We start from the raw sequence: 20,608 nt of genomic DNA on the forward strand, positions 1-20,608 counted from the left end.
GGCGGTGTTCACTTCGCCACCGACGACGCGATCAAATCCTCGACCACGGCGGCGATCACCGCATTCGCGTGCTCGGGGTTGGTCACCACCGACACCGTTCGGGTCGGTGCATCGACGACGTCGATCATGTGCAGTTCGGGGAGGATCGACGCCAAGGACGACGGCAGCAGTGTCACCCCCAACCCTGCTGCGGTGAGTTGACCGATGAGGTCGGCCGAATCGGCCTCCAGAATGTGTCCACGGGGAACCGACGAGCGGGTGAATGCATGATCGGATTGCAGTCTGGCCTCGCTTCCCGCCGGCCGGTCGATCATCGTTATCTCGGACAGGTCGGCCAACCGTATCGAATTCCTTTGAGCCCAAGGATGATCGGGACCGACGAACAGTGACAGCGGCTCGGTCCACAGGGCGGTGACGGTCAATCCCGGATGTGGGCGTCCGGGCGCGAGTCCGATGATTCCGAGATCGAGGTCTCCGCGTGCGATGCCGTCGAGAACGTCGGCGCTCGGCCGCGGCAGCAACGTCACCGACGTGTTGGGAAATCGCTGGGAGATCCGGCCGACCACCGCGGCCAGATCGACACGGGCGAGAGGCGCAATCATGCCGATACGCAGCCGCCTGATGGCGGTCGTGGGATCGGGCGCGACGTCGGCCACCAATCGGGACACGGCACCGAGCACGCTGTGCGCGCGTTCGAGAAAGATCTGTCCGGCCGGGGTGATGGTGACGCTTCGGCTCGTGCGCGCGAACAGTTCTACGCCCAGCTCTTTTTCCAGGTCTCTGATCTGGCTGCTCAGCGCCGATTGAGCGACTCGCAGCCGAGCTGCTGCACGCCCGAAGTGCTGCTCTTCGGCGACCGCCACGGCGTACCGCATGTGTCTGAGTTCCACGTTCGCGACTCTATCTGTTTCGACGATCGATCTTTCGGAACGTTCTATTGGACAGCTGGATGTGCAACGAGCACCCTTGTTCATGTGAAGACAGCAAGCACCTCGCGCACCGGCGTGAGCACCCCCGTCGTCGCCCTGATGGCGATCGCCACCGGACTCTCGGCCGGCGGCAACTATCTCAACCAGCCGCTGCTCGACCTCATTGCCACCGAATTCGACGTGTCCGAGACAGCGGCAGCCACCTCGGTGACCGTCGCACAGATTTCCTATGCCCTCGGCCTGCTGCTCATCGTGCCTCTCGGCGACGTCGTCGATCGCCGCACGTTGAGCGTCGGGCTGATGATTCTCGCTGCGACGGGTCAGGCGATCACCGGATTCGCTCCCGGCCTCTCCTGGCTCCTCGTCGGCACGGCGATCGCTGGACTGTTCTCGGTGGCGGCGCAGGTGATCGTGCCGTTCGCCGCGTCGATGGCACACCCGGAGCAATCCGGACGCATCGTCGGAGTGGTCATGGGCGGGTTGCTGACGGGCATCCTGCTGGCACGCAGCATCTCGGGGCTGCTGTCGTCGGTGACGGGGTGGCAGGGCGTCTACCGCGTGGCAGCAGTGTTGATGCTGGTCGCCGCGGCCGGCCTGTGGCGGGTGCTGCCACGCAACACCGTGACGGCCGACGTCACCTACGGCTCGGCGCTGGTGTCGATGGTTCGGCTGGTACGCACCCACCCCAGGCTTCGGACTCGCGCGGTGCTCGGCGGTCTCGGCTTCGCGTCGGTGAGCACGGTGTTCGCGACGATGACGCTGTTGCTGTCGTCGAGGTTCGGCTTCGGTGCCGTCCAGATCGGACTGATCGGATTGGCCGGTGTCGGCGGCGCTCTGATGGCCTCCGTCGCGGGCCGGCTCGCAGACCGCGGACTGGTGCAATGGGCCAGCGGTACCTGTGCGGTTCTGCTGATCGCACTCTGGCCGATGTTCGCCGTCGGCGGCCACTACTGGGTGGTGTTCGTGGTCGCATTCGTACTTCTCGACCTGGCACTGCAGGGCGTGCACGTGAGCAACCAGCACATCGTCTACGCCCTGGAACCGGCCGCTCGCGCCCGAATCAACTCCGTCTACATGACGACGTACTTCGTGGGCGCCTCAGCAGGATCTGCCGTCGGGACGTTGGCGTGGAAGCATTTCGAGTGGGCAGGTGTGTGCGCTGCGGGGGCCGTGTTCGCGGTCGCCGGACTACTGGTCTGGCTGCTGGATCTGCAGGTGGACGCCCGTCATCGGGAGGAAAACACGTGCGGGACGCCCGGTGGGCCTGAGCCGACGATGGTGAACAGTCACTAATGCGTTCTGTTCCGAGACGTGGTTGAGTCGTTCTCGATGAGATGTGGGTAACACTCACGCTGCCGACGGCGACATACCCAGAGTCGGCACGAACAAACCATAGAAACACGAACTACTTCTCTTGGCTCGGAGGCGCACCCATGACTGTCGTGAACGATCGCATCCACGTGGCTCTCACGGAACTCGACCCGTCCGATTACGCGGTGCCGACCATCGCACCGATTCGTACGGCCGGCCACCTCGACCCGGTGTTCTGCATCCACCCCCTCGTCGGGCTGGTCGACTGCTACGCGGAACTCGCAGCACACGTCGACGACGCGCGTCCCATCTACGGCGTCCAGGTCCCGACGTCGGGAGAGCTCGCGGAGTCCCTCGTCGCCTTGGCCTCGCAGTACGCCGACGACATCGTTCGCATCCAGACCGACGGGGCCGTGCACCTGCTGGGCACGTCCTTCGGTGGAGTACTCGCGCACGCCATCGCCGTCGAGCTGCAGAGTCGCGGCGTCACGGTCGGTGCACTGACGTTGCTCGACAGCGACCCCGTTCGGTCCAGCGCCGACAGCGCCGACCTGCTCGGGTCCATGGGCGACGACATCGATCGCAGCCACGCCGAAGAGTTGCTCGCCGTTGCCTCGCACAACGACGAACTCGCCCAGCGGCACCTGCCGGGCATCTACTTCGGTGACATCCTCGCCGTGTCCTCGATGGGAACCGACTCCGGTTCCGCGTGGCACCCCTTCGTCTGCGGCACGATCGCCAAGTACCTCGTGCCCGACGCCACCTCGTTCGACGTCGTCGGCCCGCTGGTCGACAGCTACCTCGGCTGACCCGGCCGGCTCATCCGAGCCAATCCAGCACGGCAGCGGCCGTCCAGGACTGCTGCATGCTGCCGAGCGGCTTGCCGGTGAACGGCTCGTAGTACTCGGCGAAGCTGCCGTCACTCGCCTGACGCAGACCCTCGTCTCGCAAAGACAGTGATCGCTCCGACCACCCGCGGCGTGCGAAAGCCCACGAGAACAGCCATGTCATCACCGGCCACACCGGTCCCCGCCAGTACTCGCGAGCACGGAAGTCCTTCGACACCGGGGACGTCGACGGCGGTACCGCGTACCGCAGGTCCGGATGTCCGCAGAACCGGGTGCCCTCGAAGATCCGAATGAGATTGCGCTCCTGCTCGCGCGGCAGTCCTCCGCACAGCAGCGGCGCGAACATGGCAATGGTCTCCGTGCCGATCCACTGACCCGTCCGCAGATCGAAATCTCGTGCCCCACCCGAACGCGTGTCGGTGGTCGCGATGACTCCCGTGCGGAACTTGTCCGCCCATCCGCGCAATTCGCGCACATCCGAGCGCGGCCGCGAGTGGTCCTCCCCGATGGTGGCGAGGACGTCGCACGCGACGGCGAAGATGGCACTGACGAACACGTCCTCGACGGCGAAGCTCATCTTCGTCTTCAACGCATCGTCGTCGTAGCCGACCTGTTTCATCTCCTCCACCAACCAGATGTAGCGGTCGTACTCGAGATTGCTGGGCCGCTGAGACGAGTCCGTGATGACCGCCTTGTCCTCTCGAAAATACGGATCCATCTCGCCGGCAACCACATTGGCGTAGGCCGAATCCCATCGCGGCGAATTGTCCATACCGGACTCCCAGCCATGGAACAGCGCGATGCGTCCGTTGTCGTCGACGTCGCGGGCCTGGGCGAGCCAACGATGCCACCGCACCAGATCACCCCAGCGGCGATCCAGGAACTCCTCCGCCACCGCTCGCGTCGTGCGGCCGTGGCGTTTGGAGTGATCGAGGATGCGCTGCACGGCGATCGCGTGGACGGGCGGTTGGGTGATTCCAGAGGTCTGCGGACTCATCGGAGCGTGGGTCGCCAGCGTCCCGGTGGCCCACCGCGCAGGGCCGGGGAAGTAGCCGTCGACACCGTTGGCGAACACGATGTGTGGAATCATCCCGTTCTTCCACTGCGCCGACAGCAACGTGTCCATCTCCACGACGGCCCGCTCGACGCTCAACGGTGCCAAGCCGACGGAAACGAATGCGGCGTCCCAGCTCCACATGTGCGGGTACAACCTGGGTGCTGCGCTGGTCATGGTGCCCAGGTCGTTGCCTCGGAGCAGATACGCCGCACGTGCGGCCAGCTGCGTGGAAGTGAAACCGCGATCGCCCATGCAGATAGTTTGCGTCCGGCGGCCGATTTCTGCTCGGTTGGATTGCGGACCGAAGGTGTCCGCGATCGCTCCTAGTGTGAGTTTCACCAGCTACCAGGAGGAAAACAATGGCCACCGAGAACACCGACATCCAGAAAATGCTCGCCGAACAGCGCGCGAACTTTCTCATCACCGTCCGCGGCATCAGCGAGGAACAGGCTCGTACCCGCACCACCGCGAGCGAGCTGACCCTCGGCGGACTGCTGCACCACGTGATCAGCAACGAGCGCCACTGGATGACAGTGATCGCAGAGCTGGACGAGACGGCCGAATTCGACATGGCCGCCGCCGGCAGCGAGTACGTGATGGCCGAGAACGAGACCGTCGCCGGACTCGTCGCCGAATGGGAACAGGTGGCCGGTGCCACCTCGGCAGCGCTGGAAACCTTGGACCTCGACCTGTCGGTACCTGTCCCGACGGCGCCGTGGGCACCCGAACGAATCTGGCAGAGTGCACGATTCACGGTTCTGCACATCCTTCGCGAAATCTCCCAGCACGCCGGCCACGCAGACATCATCCGCGAGGAACTCGACGGCGCGAACACCACCCAGGCGTGGGCATCCGAGGCGGGGATGAGCTTCTAGCTAACCTGAGTTCATGACTCGTACTGCGTTGGTGACCGGAGCAAGCCGGGGTCTCGGGGCCCATATCGCTCGATTGCTCGCTCCCGATCATCACGTGTTGCTGGGTGGTCGGTCCACCGAGTCCCTCGCGCCGATTACGTCGGAACTGTCCGGGTCCACCCCATGGCCGGTGGAACTGACCGATCCGGACGCGGTGGCCGCCGCCGCGTCGAACATCGATTCTCTGGATGTGTTGGTGCACAACGCCGGCGTGGCGGCGCTCGGGACGGTCGAAGAGTCGACGGCGGACGATTGGCGTCGCCAATACGAGGTGAACGTCATCGCCGTCGTCGAACTGACCCGACTGCTACTCCCTGCACTGCGCTCCGCCAAAGGTCATGTAGTGCTGGTCAATTCGGGTGCCGGCATACGCGCCAACCCGGGTTGGGGTGCCTACGCGGCGAGCAAGTTCGCGCTCCGCGCCTTCGCTGATGCACTGCGCCTCGAGGAGCCGACGTTGCGCGTCACCTCGGTGCACCCAGGACGCATCGACACCGAGATGCAGCAGGAGATCGTCGCGCACGAAGGCGGGGAGTACGACGGCTCGAAGTTCTTGCAGCCCAGCACCGTTGCCAGTGCAGTGCGCAACGCAATCGATACTCCCGCCGATGCTCACCCTACGGAAGTGGTGCTCCGCACCAGGTGAGCGAAACTTCGTAGCAGGGGTCGAGTTTCCACTCACAACAACGGCTTCGACCCCGGCGTTGTTGTATCCCTCCCCTATGTATCGCAGGCGATACCGTCGCGATCACGGTCGAGGTCGGTGCTGTATCCAGGGTCGCCCTTGTAGATAGGGGCTGCACCGGCGGCCCTGACGGCCGAGCAGTTTGCGTACGAGACCCTCGGGGCGGGTGCAGGAGCAAGTGCCGGCGCAGGAGCGGGGGCGGGAGCCGGAACAGCTGCCGGCGCAGGCACGGGGACCGGTGCAGGTTCGACGTACACGGGTTCCGAAGTGACTTCTGGTTGCAACGGGACTGCCGACGGGCTGGGCTCGACGGTTGTCGTAGTGGGACGCACAGCCGTGGTGGTCGCAGTTGCCGAGGTGCTCGAGGACGTCGTCGCGGGGGCGGTGGCCGGATCGTCGGAAGAACATCCGGCAGTGAGCGCTATCGAAACCAAAATGGCTGCGGCAGAGACGGTTATGAAGCGGGAATGTTTCATCGTTGCTGTGACCTCTCCAAATCAAGACCATACGGTCTTGTCCGGCGAGGCTAGTCCCTCTTCACCCTTGCCAGTGGACGAATGGAGTCTTCTCACTCACTCGGATGATCTATCGCTTACGGTCCGGGGCGGCGACTGCCAAAGAGCTCGGGAACGCATCCACAGGTTTCAGCAACGCGGACAATCCAGCGTCAGAGCTCGTCCAGTTTCACAATGCCGTCTTGCAGGGCGCGCGCGACGAGTGCAGCTTTCGTGGGAGCGGCGCGGCCGACGCGGGAGTACTTGTCACGGATTCTCGTCAGGTGCGTGTTGACGGTGCCCAATGCGATGTGGAGGCGTGCGCCCACGTCGACCTTGGAATCGCAGTCCAGCCACGCCTTGAGCACGGTGATCTCCCGCGCGGTCAGGCCCGGTGAGGTGTACACCCGCACAGCCCGCGTGGGCGCAGGGGTGGGCCTTGCTCCGCCGGGCCTGGTACCGAGTGGAGAGCGGACGCCGCTCGACACCGAGACTCGCGAATAACGTTGGGGTCGATGATTCGTCGCTACCATCTTGGCCTCCTCATGCAATCGGCCTACGGGCCGGTCTGAATCTGACCACGGTTGCCGAACTCCATGCAACACAAGCTTATTCGAGGCTTTACTCCACAAAGCATGGTCGGCTACACCATGCTTTAGTTGAAACTAAACATCGGGATTCGGACCATCCAGTTGCTATAGTTCAAGATCCAAACAATGCGGCGCAGGTGGACGAGGGCGGTAGTCGGTGAACCAGAAATCACTCCCACGGGAGCAGTTCCTTCAGGCCGGATATCGCCTGCTCGGTGAGATGGACACGACCGATCTTGCGCGCTCGCTCTCGATCTCGGCCGTCGTCGAACGCGCGGGGCTGTCGCACCAAACTTTCCACAACACGTACCCCGGTAACTCTCGCGGCGGCGGGTCCGGCGGCAAGGAAGCATTCGTCGAAGACCTCCTCGACCACCTCACACTCGATTACACCGGCACGGTTGCTCCTACCGGCACGCAGGACGTGAAAGCTCCGGTGTCGGCCCTGTTCGACGACCTCACGTCCGGTCTCATGCGGCGTCGCCTCGTCGCAGTGCTGCTGGCTGCCGACCACAACGGTGCCCGAAAGGCCGTAATCCCCGAGTTCGAGCGCTTCGACACCGACCTGCGATCCATCATCGGCCGGGCGGTGCAGGCTCACGGCGGATCGTTGCGCCAACCACTGTCGCTGACAAACCTCTCGACGGTCGTCGGGGCTCTGCTCGACGGGTTGGCGCTCCGGGAGGTGCTCACGCCGGGCTCGGTGTCCTCCGACGACGTTGCATCGGCCACCAACTCGATTCTCCAGTGGGCCATAGACCCACTGCATTCCGACCGCACCGTTGCCCAACCCGATCCGGGCGAAATCTCGGATGCTCTGCGGCCCGACCTCGAGGCCGACGTGATCGCGGCGACCGAAACTCTGTTCGTCGACAACGGCTACTTCCTGGTCACCCTGGCCGACATCGCGGCGGCGGCGAAGATCCGCGTAGAAGACCTTCGACGACTGTTTCCGAGCAAGGTCGACATCATCGTTGCGGCGCTGAAACCCGAATTCGACCGTGTGCTCCGGCTCCGTCGCGCCGACGAACGCCTCGGAGTCGACCCCGCCACCGCACTGCAACGCACGTTGGTTTCTTTGGGCGAGTTCGTCATCGACAATCGAGCCATGAGCTCGGGCATGCTGCTCGCGTTGAGCTTCGAACAATTCCACCAACCGAGCACCATCACGACGGTCATCGAAAACCTCTACCTCCCGTCCGCTGTGGTCCCCATCCTCGAACGCGGACGTGAAAGCGGCGTGTTCAGCGACGACGCGCCGGCACTCGAAGCCGCAATCATGTTGACCAACAACATTCTCTTCCGCTGCCTGACGCGTCCCGCGGAGTCCGCAACCGAAGTGGCGCAGGGTGTCTTGCGAATACTGATGCCCGGTGTTGCGATACGGCCGCGGTGAGGACGCTGGACAGAACTGTTGTCACCACTCCGGATGCTCGTGTTCTGCCCACTCCCTGGTCACGGCACCCTGTGTCATTCCGCGCATTGCTTCCGGGTCACGCCAGGCGTAGGTGATGTGACCGGCGACGAGTAGGCCGAATCCCAGGGCGAACCAGTCGTGTACGAATGTTGCACCGATACGCCATTGCAGTGGGCTCCACGCTGAGAAGTACATGACGACGCCGGTACCGAGGAGTACCAGAATCGACCCGGCGCTCAGGGCACCGTTCAGCTTCTGGCCGGCGTTGAATTTCCCGACCCCCACCGCCCCGAGTCGACGTGCTTTGGAGCGCAACCACTTCCAATCGTCGGCGACGAATCTGTTGAGACGGCCGAGGTCCGTTCGATAGCCGCGTGAGACCGCACCGAGGATCAACGGAATCGGCAACAGAAAGCCCGACCACACGTGCACGAACTCCACCACCGGGCGATTGCCGACCAGCACCGCGAGCGACCCGATGTACAGAATCGCAGCGGTCACGATGCACACGATCACCAAGACCCCGACTGCCCAGTGCACGTACCGTTCTACCCGGTCGAACCGTGCGCGGTCGTCAGCTCGTGGGGTCATCTCGACGTCCGTTCGACTCGCCGACGTACGCATCGATGTCGTATCCACGTTTCTCCCAGTATCCGGGAACCACGTTGTCCGTCAACTCGATTCCGCCGAGCCACTTGATGCTCTTGTAGCCGTACATCGAAGCGACGAACAGCCGAACCGGACCTCCGTGATCGTGGGTGACGGGGCCGTCGAGCATGGTCAACGCAACCAGCACGTCGTCGCGACGGGCCTGATCGAGCGTCAGACTCTCGGTATACGTGCCGTCGAACGAGGTGAACCGCAACGACGTCGCCGACGCGGTGGGTCCGACGGCATCGAGGATATCGGCCAATCGCACTCCGCTCCAAGCAACTTCGGGTACCCGCCATCCCGTCACGCACTGGAAGTCACGTACCAACGACGTCTGCGGCATCGCGCGGAGGTCCTGCAGCGTGAACGTCCGCGGTGTGTCGACGGAACCGCCCACCGTCAAGGCATAGAAGTTCTCGTCCTTGCGCGGCGCGCCCTGCGTCACCGAATAGAACCGAAAATTGTCGCCGACGGGAATCAGTCCGATCAGCCCCGTCGGATCGTGATTTCCGAGCGGCCCGAGTACGGACGCGAGACCCTTCTGGACCGCGCCCCCACCGACGATGCCCGCGACCCCGGCCGCCACCAGGCCGAGCACGACTCGGCGACCCACGGGGCTACCCGCAATCTCCGATTTTTCGACGGCCACATCTCCACTGTCCACGGCGCACCCGGATCAAGCCACATCGGGCGTCGAATCAGGTCTGGAACTTCGCCCGGGGAAGTCCTACGGTTGATTCATGGCACTGTCTAAGACAGAACGCGAAGAGTATCTGGCCGAATCGCATATCGCCGCCCTCTCGGTAGCGGCCGGGGCGGACCGTGGCCCGCTGACGGTACCGATCTGGTACGACTACACCCCCGGCGGTGAAGCCTGGGTGTTGACCGGTGCCACGTCGAAGAAGGCCCAATTGATCAGGACTGCAGGGCGATTCACCCTGATGATCGAGCAGTCCGATCCGACGATCCGCTACGTCAGCGTCGAGGGCCCCGTGGCGCGAGAGGAACCGAGCACCCCGGAGCTGCTGCGCGCCATGGCAGCCCGGTACCTGCCCCCGGAGAAGGTCGACGGCTACCTCGAGATGGCCAACCGAGAGCACGAGGAGAACGTGGTGTTCTACCTGCGCCCCGAACACTGGCTGTCCGCCGATCTCGGGGCCATCTGAGAGAACTACGAAGTCGGGGTCAAGGCATTGCCGGGCGGGATCGTCACACAGTTGCTGTGCGTCGGCCCACCGCTGAACCGTTCGGTCAGGAACTGCAGGCTCTGCGCCTCGAATACCGGGAAGGCGTCGCTGTGCGTCAGGCCGTCGTACTGCGCGTACTGCACATCCACGCCCCGGCCGCAGTAGCCGTACGCCAGTCCCTGCACGTCGCCGGTGATCATGACGGTGTCGCCGATCGGATCGGCGTGACCGACGGCCAGAAACATCGGCGTCCGCGGGGTGCCCTGGCTGCCCATGATGTTGTCGTCGATCGCCGCCACCACCTCGGGTACATCCAGCAGGGAGATGTACGGGGCCTTGACCATCGAGGCGTCGGTGAGCGTGGGGTAGTCGTCGGCGAACTGGGCAATGCATTCCTGATCGACCTGGTCGATCACCTCGAAGCCGTAGTCGGAGATGAAACTGTTCAGGTCGAGGCCGTACGCACGCCCGTAGGCGACGATCAGTGCCGGGATGACACCCGCCCACTGTCTGTTACCGCTGACGTACGGAAGGTTGTGAGCCAGGTCGACCGGTAGCCCGCCGGCCGCCGCACCGACCAGATTCAGCTCGGGCGCGTACTCGGGGGCAACTTCGGCACCCCACTGCGTCGGGACGGATCCACCGGAGTACCCGACCATGCCGACGGGCGTGCTCGACGGAAGCTGCAGGAGGGACTGCGCCGCACGAATGCCGTCCAGAGCGGCGTAGCCCGACTGCCGCCCGATCGTCCACTCGAGCTCCTCGCCCTCGTAATCCGGCACGACGACGGTGTAGCCGGCTGCGAGGTAACCGGCAATGACCGCCTGTTCCGCGCCGGCAATGGGACTCGTGGACCCGCCGCTGAGGGTGTACGAGGGATTGCATTGCGAGCCGAGGGCGTCGTACGCCATGTGGTACGAGACGATCCGCGTCGGCCCGGGGATCAAGGGCCGCAGCACTGTGGCGACCGTGACGACACCGTCGCCCTGCTGGTCGGTAGTCCTGTAGAGCACCTGGCTACCTGTGATCGGCGTCGGCTGGGTGGGGGTACGGAACGTCATGGGCCTCGACCGCAGCACCGTTCCCGGGGAGACGTCCAGGCCGCCGTCCCAATCGTAGAACGGATCATCCGCTGGAACCGGCGAGCCGGGTCCCGGATCTGCTTGTGCAACAGGGACACTCACGAGCGTCGCGGACCCGAGAAGTAGCACGACGGAGGCCATCAGCCTCAACGCAAACCCTCTACCAGCTGGTGACATGCAACAAATTAAACCCCCGCGAGCTCGAAGTTATGGACGGAAATCGCAAGATTTTCATCCATAACTTCGAGTTCGGCGGAGGCGAGAGCTACTTCAGGACGATGTTCACCATTCGACCCGGGATGACGATGATCTTGGTCGGGGCCTTGCCGTCGAGCAGGGCCACGATCTTCTCGTCTTCCAATGCCGTCTTCTCGACGTCGTCCTTCGTTGCATCGGCAGACACAGTGATGCGACTGCGGACTTTGCCGTTGACCTGGATGGGGTAGTCGACGGTATCGGCGACCAACCACTTCTTCTCCACGCGCGGGAATGGCCCGTGCGCCAACGACTTCTCGTGTCCGAGCCTGCCCCACAGGTCCTCGGCGAGGTGCGGCGCCAGGGGAGCGAGCATCAGGATCAACGGCTCCACCACACCGCGTGGCGCACCGTCGGGGTACGCCTTGGTGATGTGGTTGGTCAGCTCGATCAACTTGGCACCGGCCGTATTGTCGCGCAGCGCAGCGTAATCCGCGTGCACACCGTCGATCACCCGGTTGAGCACTCGCAGAGTGTCCTCGGTGGGCTTGGCGTCGGTGACGCGAACCTCGCCGGTCACCTCGTCGAGCACCAGTCGCCACACGCGCTGCAGGAAACGCTGCGCGCCGACGACGTCCTTCGTCGCCCACGGGCGTGAGGTGTCCAGCGGACCCATCGACATCTCGTAGACACGCAGAGTGTCGGCACCGTACTCGGCGAAGATCTCGTCGGGTGAGACCGAGTTCTTCAGCGACTTACCCATCTTGCCGTACTCACGGTTGACGGGCTGGTCCTGATAGAAGTAGCCGCCGTCGCGTTCGACGACCTCGGCTGCAGGAACGTAGACCCCGCGGGAATCGGTGTACGCGTAGGCCTGGATGTAGCCCTGGTTGTAGAGGCGACGGTACGGCTCGCTGGAGCTGACGTGACCCAGATCGAACAGCACCTTGTGCCAGAAGCGCGAGTACAGCAGGTGCAACACCGCATGCTCGACGCCACCGACGTAGAGATCCACTCCGCCCGGATCGTTGGGTCCGTGGATTTCGGGACGCGGCCCCACCCAGTACTTTTCGTTCTCCGGGTCTGCGAAGGCCTCGGAGTTGGTGGGGTCGACGTAGCGCAGCTGGTACCAAGAGCTACCGGCCCACTGCGGCATCACGTTGGTGTCGCGGGTGTAGGTCTGCAGTCCGTCGCCCAGATCGAGTTCGACATTGACCCACTCGTCGGCCTTGGCCAGCGGTGGGGACGGCTCGGAGCTGGCGTCGTCAGGATCGAACGACACCGGGGCGTAGTTCTCGATCTCGGGAAGTTCCACTGGCAGAGCAGAATCGGGCAGTCCGTGCGGGTTGCCTTCGGAATCCCAGACGATCGGGAACGGCTCGCCCCAATAGCGCTGGCGCGCGAAGAGCCAGTCGCGCAGCTTGTACTGAATTGTGCCGCGGCCCTTGCCTTCCGACTCCAGTCGGGAAATGACGGCGGCTTTGGCCTCGTCCACCGGCAGGCCGTCGAGGAAACCGGAGTTCACCAATTCACCGTCGCCGACGTAAGCCGCCTCGGTGACATCGCCGCCGGAGATGACCTCGCGCACAGGCAGATCGAATGCCGTCGCGAACTCCCAGTCACGTGCGTCGTGGCCCGGAACGGCCATGATGGCACCGGTGCCGTACCCGGTCAGCACGTAATCGGCGATGAACACCGGCACCTGCTCACCGTTGACCGGGTTCTCGGCGTACGCACCGATGAAGACGCCGGTCTTCTCTTTGTTCTCCTGCCGCTCGAGATCGGACTTCGCGGCGATCGACGCGCGGTATGCGGCAACGGCTTCGGCCGGTGTCGCGGCGCCGCCGGTCCACTTGTCCGAAATTTCGGCAGGCCACTGCTCGGCCACCATGCCGTCGACCAGATCGTGCTCGGGCGCCAGCACCACGTAGGTGGCACCGAACAGCGTGTCCGGGCGGGTGGTGAACACCTCGATCCCGGAGAACGAGACCTGCGCTCCGCGAGAGCGTCCGATCCAGTTGCGCTGCATGGTCTTGACCTTCTCGGGCCAATCCAGGTATTCGAGGTCGTCGACCAGCCGATCGGAGTACGCAGTGATGCGCATCATCCACTGGCGCAGGTTCTTTCGGAAGACCGGGAAGTTGCCGCGATCGCTACGTCCGTCGGCGGTGACCTCCTCGTTGGCCAGCACGGTACCCAGGCCAGGGCACCAGTTGACCATCGAGTTGGACTCGTACACCAAACGGAAGCCGTCGATCACCTCGCGGCGTTCACCGACGGTCAGCGACTCCCAGGAGCGGCCGTCGTCCAATGTCCGCTCACCCGAGGCGAATTCCGCCTCCAGCTCCGAGATGGGGCGCGCCTTGCCGAGCTCGTCGTCGAACCAAGCATTGAAGATCTGCAGAAAGATCCACTGCGTCCAGTGGTAGAAGTCGACATCCGTCGTCGCCAGGGACCGTCGACGATCGTGCCCGAGACCCAGCCGACGCAACTGGCGTCGCATGTTGACGATGTTGTCCTCGGTGGTGCTGCGCGGATGCGTACCCGTCTGCACGGCGTACTGCTCGGCGGGCAGCCCGAAGGCGTCGTAGCCCAGTGCGTGCAGCACGTTGCGTCCCTGCATGCGGTGGTACCGCGCGAATACATCGGTGGCGATGTAGCCCAGGGGGTGCCCGACATGCAGGCCGCTGCCCGACGGGTACGGGAACATGTCCTGGACGAAGAGCTTGTCCTTGGGGACGTCTCCGGCGAGCGCTCCGACCGGGTTGGGCGCGTCGAAGGTGCCCTGCGATTCCCACAGGTCCTGCCACTGCTCCTCGATGCGCCCGGCGAGTTCGGCTGTGTAGCGGTACTCGGGAACGGACTCGGTGGATGCTTCAACGGAATCGGTCACACCTACCAGCCTAAAGTGTGACGCGGCCCGCCTGGTACCAGGACCTCGCTGCGCCGTATCCTGGCCAGGTGGTCATCGTCTCGGTTGTGTTGTTCGTGCTCGCCCTCGTCGTCGGGGCTGTCGCTGCTCTGTCGCTGCTCGGCCGGCTCCCACGCAATCGATTCGCCGGTGTCCGTACCCCCGAGGCAATGCGCGACGACGAGACGTTCGTCCTCGCGAACCGTGTCGCCGGCCCGACCACAGCCGCATCTGCGCTGGTACTGGCCATCGGCGGCGTAGCCGCACTCGCACTGAGCGGCATCGCAGCGGTCGTCGGAGTGGTCGTTGCCCTCGCTGCAGCGCTGTTCATCGCCGCAGCCGGCGGATCCATCGGTGCCCGCGCAGCCGCGGCAGTGCCGGCACCCGCCGAGGCCGACGGATGCGGACAATCGTGCATCTCGTGCAGCCTCAAGGACGCCTGCCAGCCGAGCTGAGCGCATGAAACAGAAGAGTCTGCGCACCTTCGATCCGGCCGGAGTCGTCTTCGGCGTCGTCCTCCCGCTCGCGGTTGCCGCTCTCTGCCTCGTCCTGGCCTATCTGTGGGAGGGTCGCCTGCCGGACCAGGTGGCGACTCACTTCAGCGGAACCCAGCCGGACGACTTCTCCAATCCGCTCGCCAACGCCTGGACCGTCGCCATCGTCATCGTGTTGGTCGGGGGCGGTGTGAGCGCGGTGGCCGCCCTGGCCCGAGTGCTGCTGATCATGCGTCGGACGATGCTGATCATCGGGCTCACCGTCGTCGGGACGATCGGCGTGCTGGAGATCGCGACCCTCGCACGCGAACTCGACCTACCCACCGAGCAGAGCGTCACCATTCCCGGCTGGGCCATCGCCGTCGGTACCGTTGCCGGGTTCGCCATCGGACTGTTCGGAGCGACGCGCCTGCGGGATCACCGCCAACGCGTCGTCGCCACCGCACCCCTGCACACCGACCTACCTCGGTGCGGCCTCGAACTGCCGCTGGTGGTTCCCGTCGGAGCGAGCCGCGTCGCCGCAGTCACGGTGATCGCGCTGTCTGCGGCCGGAGCCGGCGTGACGTGCTACCTCTCGAATTCGCCGTGGCCGATCTTTCTGTTCGTTCCGCTGACCATCCTGATCCTGTCCCTACTGCGATTCACCGTGCACATCGACAGCGACGGTCTCTACGTCTCGAGCCTGGGAATGGCGGCATTCGACTACGACATTGCCGAGATCACTGGTGCCTCGGTGCGGACGGTGAACCCGGCCAAGGACTTCGGCGGGTGGGGTCTTCGAGCGAAGGGCCGCGGCAACTACGCCGTCGCCACCGAAGCCGGGCCGGCGGCATTCGTCACCTTCGCCAACGGTGATCGACTGACCATCGGAACCGCAGCCGCCGACACGATCGCGGGAACGCTCAACACCCTCACCGACCGTGCCCGCACCACCACTGCGGACTGAGTGGCCGAGTGAAAGCGTTGCGGGACACCGTCCTGGATCCCTTCCTGCTGAGCATCTTCGCGGTCGCCGCGCTGGCGAGCATCTTCCCCGCGTCGGGAACCGCCGAGGACGTTCTCGGCTGGGTGACACGCGTCGCCATCGGGCTGCTGTTCCTCATCTACGGCGCGCGACTGTCCCCACGTGACGCCTGGGAAGGCGTCAAACACTGGCGCTTGCACTCGGTGATCCTGGCGTCGACGTACCTGCTGTTCCCTGCGCTCGGACTGGCCCTGAGGGTCCTCGAACCGAGTCTGCTCAGCGAGGACCTCTACACCGGAGTGCTGTTCCTCTGCCTGGTGCCCTCGACCGTCCAATCCTCGATCGCCTTCACCTCCATCGCCCGGGGCAACGTGGCCGGTGCCGTGGTGAGCGCGTCGTTCTCCAACATCCTCGGTGTGTTCGTCACCCCGCTGCTGGTGCTCGCGCTGATGACCACCACGGGTTCGGCGAGCATCGATCCCAGCTCGATCCTCGACATCGTTGCGCAGCTGCTGCTCCCGTTCGCCGTCGGTCAGCTGCTCCGACCCTGGGTGACGGGCTGGCTGACCCGCCACAGCGCGTCGACGAAGCTCGTCGACCGGGGATCGATTCTGCTGGTCGTCTTCTCCGCCTTCAGCGCGTCGATGAACCAACACGTGTGGTCCTCGGTCGCCCTGTGGCGCATCGGCATCGTCGTCGCCGTGTGCATCCTGCTGCTCGCCCTCGTTCTGACGATCACCTGGTACGCAGGCAAGTCGTTCGGTTTCTCGCTCGAGGATCGTCTGGTGCTGCTGTTCTGCGGATCCAAGAAGAGCTTGGCGAGCGGACTGCCGATGGCCGCCGTGCTTTTCGTCGGCCAACCCATCGGGTTGATCGTCCTGCCGCTGTTGCTGTTCCATCAGATCCAGCTGATGGTGTGCACCGTCATCGCTCAGCATTTCGCGCGTCGACCGGAACCGAGCCCGGCGGCGGTCGTCGCGGACTAGGTTGGGTGTCAGTCGAGCAATCGGAGAAGACAATGCCCAGGAAACTGCACACGGACGGCGTCGTCTCTGCCGCCTACACCGGCCGGCTCGCCACCGATCCTGTACCCGCACTGCGACTCCCCGAGAATCAACTCGACCCCGACGCCGCCTACCGCTACATCCACGACGAACTGATGCTCGACGGCAGCTCACGCCTCAACCTGGCGACGTTCGTGACCACCTGGATGGATCCGCAGGCCGAGAAACTGATGGCGGAAACGTTCGACAAGAACATGATCGACAAGGACGAGTACCCGTCCACCGCGGCCATCGAAGAACGCTGCGTCAACATCGTCGCAGATCTGTTCCACGCACCCGGCCTCGACCGCGAGGACCCGTCATCGGCCACCGGCGTCTCGACCATCGGCTCCAGTGAAGCAGTCATGTTGGCGGGGTTGGCGCTCAAGTGGCGCTGGCGGGCGAAGGGCGCCGGGACAGGAACCCCGAACCTGGTGTTGGGCAGCAATGTCCAGGTGGTGTGGGAGAAATTCTGTCGCTACTTCGACGTCGAACCCAAGTACCTGCCCGTCGAACGCGGGCGCTACGTCATCACCCCGGAGCAGGTTCGGGACGCGGTGGACGAGAACACCATCGGCGTCGTGGCGATTCTCGGCACCACGTTCACCGGTGAACTCGAACCGGTACAGGAAATCTGCGCCGTCCTCGACGAGATCGCCGGCGGCGGTGGACCCGACGTACCGGTTCACGTCGACGCGGCCAGCGGTGGGTTCGTCGTACCGTTTCTGTACCCGGAGCACGAATGGGACTTCCGTCTGCCTCGGGTCAAGTCCATCAACGCCAGCGGACACAAGTACGGATTGACCTATCCGGGAATCGGATTCGCCATCTGGCGGACCAAGGAAGACTTGCCCGAGGATCTCGTGTTCCGCGTGAACTACCTCGGCGGAGACATGCCCACCTTCACGCTGAACTTCTCGAGGCCGGGCAATCAGGTCATCGGCCAGTACTACAATTTTCTGCGCCTGGGACGGTCCGGCTACACCGACATCATGAAAGCACTGCGCGACACCGCAGTTCGCGTCAGCACTCATCTCGCGGGACATCCCGACATCGACGTGATCACCGACGGATCGGCCATCCCGGTCCTGTCGTTCATGTTGAAAGAGAACTGCGAGTTCACCGTGTTCGACGTGTCCCACGAACTGCGCGCCCGCGGCTGGCAGGTGCCGGCGTACACGATGCCCGACAACGCCACCGACGTCGCCGTACTCAGAATCGTCGTCCGCGAGGGCTTCAGCGCAGACCTCGGCCGCATGCTGTGCATCGCCATCGACGAGGTGATCGACGGTCTGAAATCAGGCGGACACTCGACCGCGCGGGCTTTTTCGCACTAGGTTGCGTCCTGGGTCGTGAGTGGAAACTCGACCCCTGCTACGAAGTTCCGCGCACGTGCGGCGCAGCCGCTCTCAGTTCCGTTCGACGTCGATCGGGTGGGATGCCAACAGCGCCAACGGCATCGGCTGACGACGCAGAACCTGCGCCCACAGGTCGACGCGCGGCGGACCGATCACATCGGAAGCCAAGGCCGACAACACGATCCAGTCCTCTCGGTCCAGTTCACCTTCGAGCTGCCCGAACGTCCACCCCGAGTACCCGGCGAAGATACGCACACCCTCCACGTACGGCGCGATGTCTGCGGGGTCGGAATCCAGATCGACCATCACCACCCGGCCGTCGACTCGGCGCAGACCGGCGACCCCGTCGATCGACGCACCGGTGCGCAGCGTGGCCAGACACAGTGCCGAATCGCGCTTGACCGGACCACCGACGTACAGGGCCCGCGGCTTGGCGGCGAGCTCGGACCAATCGGGCAGCACGTTCTGCACCGCGGTCTCACTTGGGCGGTTGATCACGACGCCGAGACTGCCCGCGTCGTTGTGTTCGATGATGTAGATGACGGTGCGCCGAAACGTGGGCTCCACGAGTTCGATGGACGACACCAGCAGACTGCCGGGACGAACATCGTGCAGTGCCGACGCCGTCCGGTCCTCGGGTTCCTCCGCATGCGCTGCCACATCAGCCATTGTGGCACCGCACACCGCCGGATGTGGCACAAGCACGACGGCCAGTCCTCGGTCCTACTCGAGCCCGGCAATCTTCGTCAGAATCCCCAACTGGAACTCGAACAACGCGTCTCGGTCGGCAAACGTCGTCGCGCCGTACTGATCGAACACGTCGAAGTTGATCGCGCCGAACAGTGACGCCCACACCATCACGCCCAATGCGATGAGTTCGTCGGGCAGGTCCATGTCCATCTGGGCGCGGATGTCCTCGAAACTTGCGTGCAGCGACGCCAACTCGGTGGGTGCCGATTCGATGTCCGGGCGACGGATGTCCCAGGCCGACTGCAGGACTGCGACCAATGTGGTGATCACCCGGGTCCCCGGGCCGGTGGTCTGTTCGGCGGGCGCGTGGTAACCGGGTACGGGGCTGCCGAAGAGCAGCGCGTACCGGGCCGGCTCGCGCAGTCCCCATCGACGCACCGCCCGGCTCAACGCCCGGAACTTGTCGGCGGGGCCGTCCGCCGCGTCGACGGCCGCGTCGACTTCGTCGCCCAGCTCGGAATATGCGTCGACGACGAGCAAGGTCAGTAGTTCGTCCCGGCTCGAGACGTAGCGATACACCGCCGAGGAGACGACGCCCAGATCTCGGGCGACCGCGCGTAGCGACAGGGCCGCAGCACCGTCTGCGGCCAGGTGCTCGCGTCCGATGCGGGTGATGTCGCTCAGAGTCTGGGCGCGGGCTCGGGTACGCGGAGTGCTCGCCATGCTCGCTACTGTAACTGCCGCTCTTTTGCGAGAGCACTGCTCTTGCTTTTCTCCGAGCAGAGGTGCACACTCGATACATCAGAGAGCACCGCTCTCGTTTACCGAAACGGAGTAGCCATGTCAGAACTTCACGTCGTCACCGGTGCCGGACCCGTCGGCTGGACGATCGCCGAACAGCTTGCTGCGCAGGGACATACGGTTCGTATCCTGACTCGATCCGGAAGCGGGCCACAGCATCCGAACATCGAACGGCGATCGGTCGACATCGAGTCCGACGACCTCCGAGCGAACGTCGCCGGAGCAACCGCCATCTATCACTGCACCCACGCCGCCTACGAGAACACGGTGTGGCGCGACAAGCTCGAGGCTATGGAACGACGTGTGCTCGACGCGGCCGCGGGCACGGTCGTCGTGTTCCCCGAGAGTCTCTACGCCTACGGCCGGATCGACGGGCCCATTCGCGAGGACTCGCCAAGAAACGCCACGTTCCGCAAGTTGGGTGTGCGCACCGAACTCCTGGCCGCACGCGACGCTCACTCGACCCCCACCGTCAGCATCGCGGCATCCGACTTCTACGGCCCACGGGTGCTCGTCTCGCACATGGGAGAACGTGTGGTCGCCAATGTGCTCGCCGGTAAGACCATTCGGGTGATCGGGGCCGCGAACCTACTCCATTCCTTCACGTACGTGCCGGATTTCGCAGCCGCGATGATCGTCGCGGCCGCCCGACCGTCCACGTGGAACACCGTCCTGCATGCACCGACCGCCCCCGCGGTGACTCAGCGAAAGATGATCGAGATGTACTCCGCTGCAGCGGACTTGCCGACCCCGAAGATCGGTGCCGTGCCGGCCTGGGTCATGCGAGCACTGGGGCTCGTTTCCGGTCCGATGAAAGAGCTGGGGGATACCCTGTACCAGTTCCGCTACCCCTACATCCTCGATTCGAGCCGCAGCGAGCGCGTTCTCGGCCTCGAGCCCACCCCTCTCGCCGACGGCACGGCCGCCACGATCGCGTGGTGGAAGGCAGACAAGCCCGCCGTATCGGTGTGACCGACGCGGGATAGA

General features: G+C 64.6%; 21 protein-coding genes. 11 read left to right on the plus strand and 10 right to left on the minus strand.

What is annotated here, in order from left to right:
• Window positions 1–8: 8 nt before the first annotated feature.
• Entirely contained in the window at window positions 9–890 is an 882-nt protein-coding gene (locus tag CH268_RS21775) for a LysR family transcriptional regulator (RefSeq protein ID WP_094665876.1), read from the minus strand.
• 138 nt (window positions 891–1,028) lie between these two features.
• Here CH268_RS21775 and CH268_RS21780 point away from each other — a divergent pair, with 138 nt between their 5' ends.
• On the plus strand, window positions 1,029–2,222 hold the full coding sequence (locus tag CH268_RS21780; RefSeq protein ID WP_094665948.1) for an MFS transporter: 1,194 nt from the start codon (window positions 1,029–1,031) through the stop codon (window positions 2,220–2,222).
• Between the two features lie 140 nt (window positions 2,223–2,362).
• Window positions 2,363–3,049: a thioesterase domain-containing protein gene (locus CH268_RS21785; RefSeq protein WP_027495037.1), complete on the plus strand. Its 687-nt coding sequence runs from the start codon at window positions 2,363–2,365 to the stop codon at window positions 3,047–3,049.
• A gap of 10 nt (window positions 3,050–3,059) precedes the next feature.
• Here the strand turns inward: CH268_RS21785 and ggh are convergent, their stop codons facing one another.
• Entirely contained in the window at window positions 3,060–4,397 is a 1,338-nt protein-coding gene (gene ggh / locus CH268_RS21790) for a glucosylglycerate hydrolase (protein ID WP_027495036.1), read from the minus strand.
• A gap of 107 nt (window positions 4,398–4,504) precedes the next feature.
• Here ggh and CH268_RS21795 point away from each other — a divergent pair, with 107 nt between their 5' ends.
• On the plus strand, window positions 4,505–5,020 hold the full coding sequence (locus CH268_RS21795) for a DinB family protein (RefSeq protein WP_032371379.1): 516 nt from the start codon (window positions 4,505–4,507) through the stop codon (window positions 5,018–5,020).
• A gap of 13 nt (window positions 5,021–5,033) precedes the next feature.
• Window positions 5,034–5,705 (plus strand): SDR family oxidoreductase, encoded by a 672-nt coding sequence (locus tag CH268_RS21800; RefSeq protein ID WP_094665877.1) that lies wholly within the window; start codon window positions 5,034–5,036, stop codon window positions 5,703–5,705.
• A gap of 74 nt (window positions 5,706–5,779) precedes the next feature.
• Here CH268_RS21800 and CH268_RS21805 read toward each other — a convergent pair whose 3' ends face one another.
• Entirely contained in the window at window positions 5,780–6,220 is a 441-nt protein-coding gene (locus tag CH268_RS21805; protein WP_094665878.1) for an excalibur calcium-binding domain-containing protein, read from the minus strand.
• Window positions 6,221–6,411: 191 nt separating this feature from the next.
• Window positions 6,412–6,645 carry a LuxR C-terminal-related transcriptional regulator gene (locus tag CH268_RS28320; protein WP_032367970.1) on the minus strand — a complete coding sequence of 78 codons (234 nt, stop codon included), beginning with the start codon at window positions 6,643–6,645 and terminating at the stop codon, window positions 6,412–6,414.
• Window positions 6,646–6,985: 340 nt separating this feature from the next.
• Between CH268_RS28320 and CH268_RS21815 the strand changes: the two genes are divergently transcribed.
• Complete coding sequence (locus CH268_RS21815) at window positions 6,986–8,224, plus strand: TetR/AcrR family transcriptional regulator (RefSeq protein ID WP_141215179.1); 1,239 nt, start codon at window positions 6,986–6,988, stop codon at window positions 8,222–8,224.
• 21 nt (window positions 8,225–8,245) lie between these two features.
• On the opposite strand, the gene CH268_RS21820 is transcribed toward CH268_RS21815, so the two are convergent.
• Complete coding sequence (locus tag CH268_RS21820; RefSeq protein ID WP_094665881.1) at window positions 8,246–8,836, minus strand: cytochrome b/b6 domain-containing protein; 591 nt, start codon at window positions 8,834–8,836, stop codon at window positions 8,246–8,248.
• The gene (locus CH268_RS21825) at window positions 8,820–9,545 is read right to left on the minus strand and encodes a molybdopterin-dependent oxidoreductase (RefSeq protein WP_094665949.1); all 726 of its coding nucleotides are present in this window, start codon (window positions 9,543–9,545) and stop codon (window positions 8,820–8,822) included. Before CH268_RS21825 ends, CH268_RS21820 begins: the two co-directional genes overlap by 17 nt.
• Before the next feature lie 91 nt (window positions 9,546–9,636).
• Here CH268_RS21825 and CH268_RS21830 point away from each other — a divergent pair, with 91 nt between their 5' ends.
• Entirely contained in the window at window positions 9,637–10,062 is a 426-nt protein-coding gene (locus tag CH268_RS21830; protein WP_032367642.1) for a pyridoxamine 5'-phosphate oxidase family protein, read from the plus strand.
• 5 nt (window positions 10,063–10,067) lie between these two features.
• Here the strand turns inward: CH268_RS21830 and CH268_RS21835 are convergent, their stop codons facing one another.
• Window positions 10,068–11,306 carry a lipase family protein gene (locus CH268_RS21835; protein ID WP_094665882.1) on the minus strand — a complete coding sequence of 413 codons (1,239 nt, stop codon included), beginning with the start codon at window positions 11,304–11,306 and terminating at the stop codon, window positions 10,068–10,070.
• 124 nt (window positions 11,307–11,430) lie between these two features.
• Window positions 11,431–14,253, minus strand: a complete 2,823-nt coding sequence (leuS, locus tag CH268_RS21840) for a leucine--tRNA ligase (RefSeq protein ID WP_094665883.1) — start codon at window positions 14,251–14,253, stop codon at window positions 11,431–11,433.
• Window positions 14,254–14,321: 68 nt separating this feature from the next.
• Between leuS and CH268_RS21845 the strand changes: the two genes are divergently transcribed.
• The 4 genes from CH268_RS21845 to CH268_RS21860 are packed head-to-tail and all read left to right on the plus strand — an operon-like array spanning window position 14,322 to window position 18,109.
• Window positions 14,322–14,726 (plus strand): SdpI family protein, encoded by a 405-nt coding sequence (locus CH268_RS21845; RefSeq protein ID WP_027495026.1) that lies wholly within the window; start codon window positions 14,322–14,324, stop codon window positions 14,724–14,726.
• A 4-nt stretch (window positions 14,727–14,730) separates the two neighbouring features.
• Window positions 14,731–15,711, plus strand: a complete 981-nt coding sequence (locus CH268_RS21850) for a DUF1648 domain-containing protein (protein WP_094665884.1) — start codon at window positions 14,731–14,733, stop codon at window positions 15,709–15,711.
• Between the two features lie 8 nt (window positions 15,712–15,719).
• Entirely contained in the window at window positions 15,720–16,715 is a 996-nt protein-coding gene (locus CH268_RS21855; RefSeq protein WP_094665885.1) for a bile acid:sodium symporter family protein, read from the plus strand.
• A 32-nt stretch (window positions 16,716–16,747) separates the two neighbouring features.
• Entirely contained in the window at window positions 16,748–18,109 is a 1,362-nt protein-coding gene (locus CH268_RS21860; RefSeq protein WP_094665886.1) for a glutamate decarboxylase, read from the plus strand.
• Window positions 18,110–18,181: 72 nt separating this feature from the next.
• Here CH268_RS21860 and CH268_RS21865 read toward each other — a convergent pair whose 3' ends face one another.
• Both CH268_RS21865 and CH268_RS21870 read right to left on the minus strand, forming a co-directional pair.
• Window positions 18,182–18,799, minus strand: a complete 618-nt coding sequence (locus tag CH268_RS21865) for a YqgE/AlgH family protein (RefSeq protein WP_032371389.1) — start codon at window positions 18,797–18,799, stop codon at window positions 18,182–18,184.
• Between the two features lie 54 nt (window positions 18,800–18,853).
• Window positions 18,854–19,543 carry a TetR/AcrR family transcriptional regulator gene (locus tag CH268_RS21870; protein ID WP_027495021.1) on the minus strand — a complete coding sequence of 230 codons (690 nt, stop codon included), beginning with the start codon at window positions 19,541–19,543 and terminating at the stop codon, window positions 18,854–18,856.
• A 117-nt stretch (window positions 19,544–19,660) separates the two neighbouring features.
• Between CH268_RS21870 and CH268_RS21875 the strand changes: the two genes are divergently transcribed.
• A complete protein-coding gene (locus CH268_RS21875) occupies window positions 19,661–20,593 on the plus strand; it encodes an NAD-dependent epimerase/dehydratase family protein (RefSeq protein WP_094665887.1) in 933 nt (310 codons plus the stop codon).
• Window positions 20,594–20,608: the final 15 nt, after the last annotated feature.

Origin of the sequence: Rhodococcus sp. 06-1460-1B, from assembly GCF_002258475.1 — a bacterium.
In the GTDB taxonomy this organism is placed as follows: Bacteria; Actinomycetota; Actinomycetes; order Mycobacteriales; family Mycobacteriaceae; genus Rhodococcoides; species Rhodococcoides fascians.

Coding starts and splice junctions, on each gene's coding strand:
- CH268_RS21780 (WP_094665948.1), top strand. CDS start 1,029: ATGGCGATCGCCACCGGACTCTCGGCCGGCGGCAACTATCTCAACCAG.
- CH268_RS21785 (WP_027495037.1), top strand. CDS start 2,363: ATGACTGTCGTGAACGATCGCATCCACGTGGCTCTCACGGAACTCGAC.
- ggh (WP_027495036.1), bottom strand. CDS start 4,397: ATGGGCGATCGCGGTTTCACTTCCACGCAGCTGGCCGCACGTGCGGCG.
- CH268_RS21795 (WP_032371379.1), top strand. CDS start 4,505: ATGGCCACCGAGAACACCGACATCCAGAAAATGCTCGCCGAACAGCGC.
- CH268_RS21800 (WP_094665877.1), top strand. CDS start 5,034: ATGACTCGTACTGCGTTGGTGACCGGAGCAAGCCGGGGTCTCGGGGCC.
- CH268_RS21805 (WP_094665878.1), bottom strand. CDS start 6,220: ATGAAACATTCCCGCTTCATAACCGTCTCTGCCGCAGCCATTTTGGTT.
- CH268_RS21820 (WP_094665881.1), bottom strand. CDS start 8,836: ATGACCCCACGAGCTGACGACCGCGCACGGTTCGACCGGGTAGAACGG.
- CH268_RS21830 (WP_032367642.1), top strand. CDS start 9,637: ATGGCACTGTCTAAGACAGAACGCGAAGAGTATCTGGCCGAATCGCAT.
- CH268_RS21835 (WP_094665882.1), bottom strand. CDS start 11,306: ATGGCCTCCGTCGTGCTACTTCTCGGGTCCGCGACGCTCGTGAGTGTC.
- CH268_RS21850 (WP_094665884.1), top strand. CDS start 14,731: ATGAAACAGAAGAGTCTGCGCACCTTCGATCCGGCCGGAGTCGTCTTC.
- CH268_RS21860 (WP_094665886.1), top strand. CDS start 16,748: ATGCCCAGGAAACTGCACACGGACGGCGTCGTCTCTGCCGCCTACACC.
- CH268_RS21865 (WP_032371389.1), bottom strand. CDS start 18,799: ATGGCTGATGTGGCAGCGCATGCGGAGGAACCCGAGGACCGGACGGCG.
- CH268_RS21870 (WP_027495021.1), bottom strand. CDS start 19,543: ATGGCGAGCACTCCGCGTACCCGAGCCCGCGCCCAGACTCTGAGCGAC.
- CH268_RS21875 (WP_094665887.1), top strand. CDS start 19,661: ATGTCAGAACTTCACGTCGTCACCGGTGCCGGACCCGTCGGCTGGACG.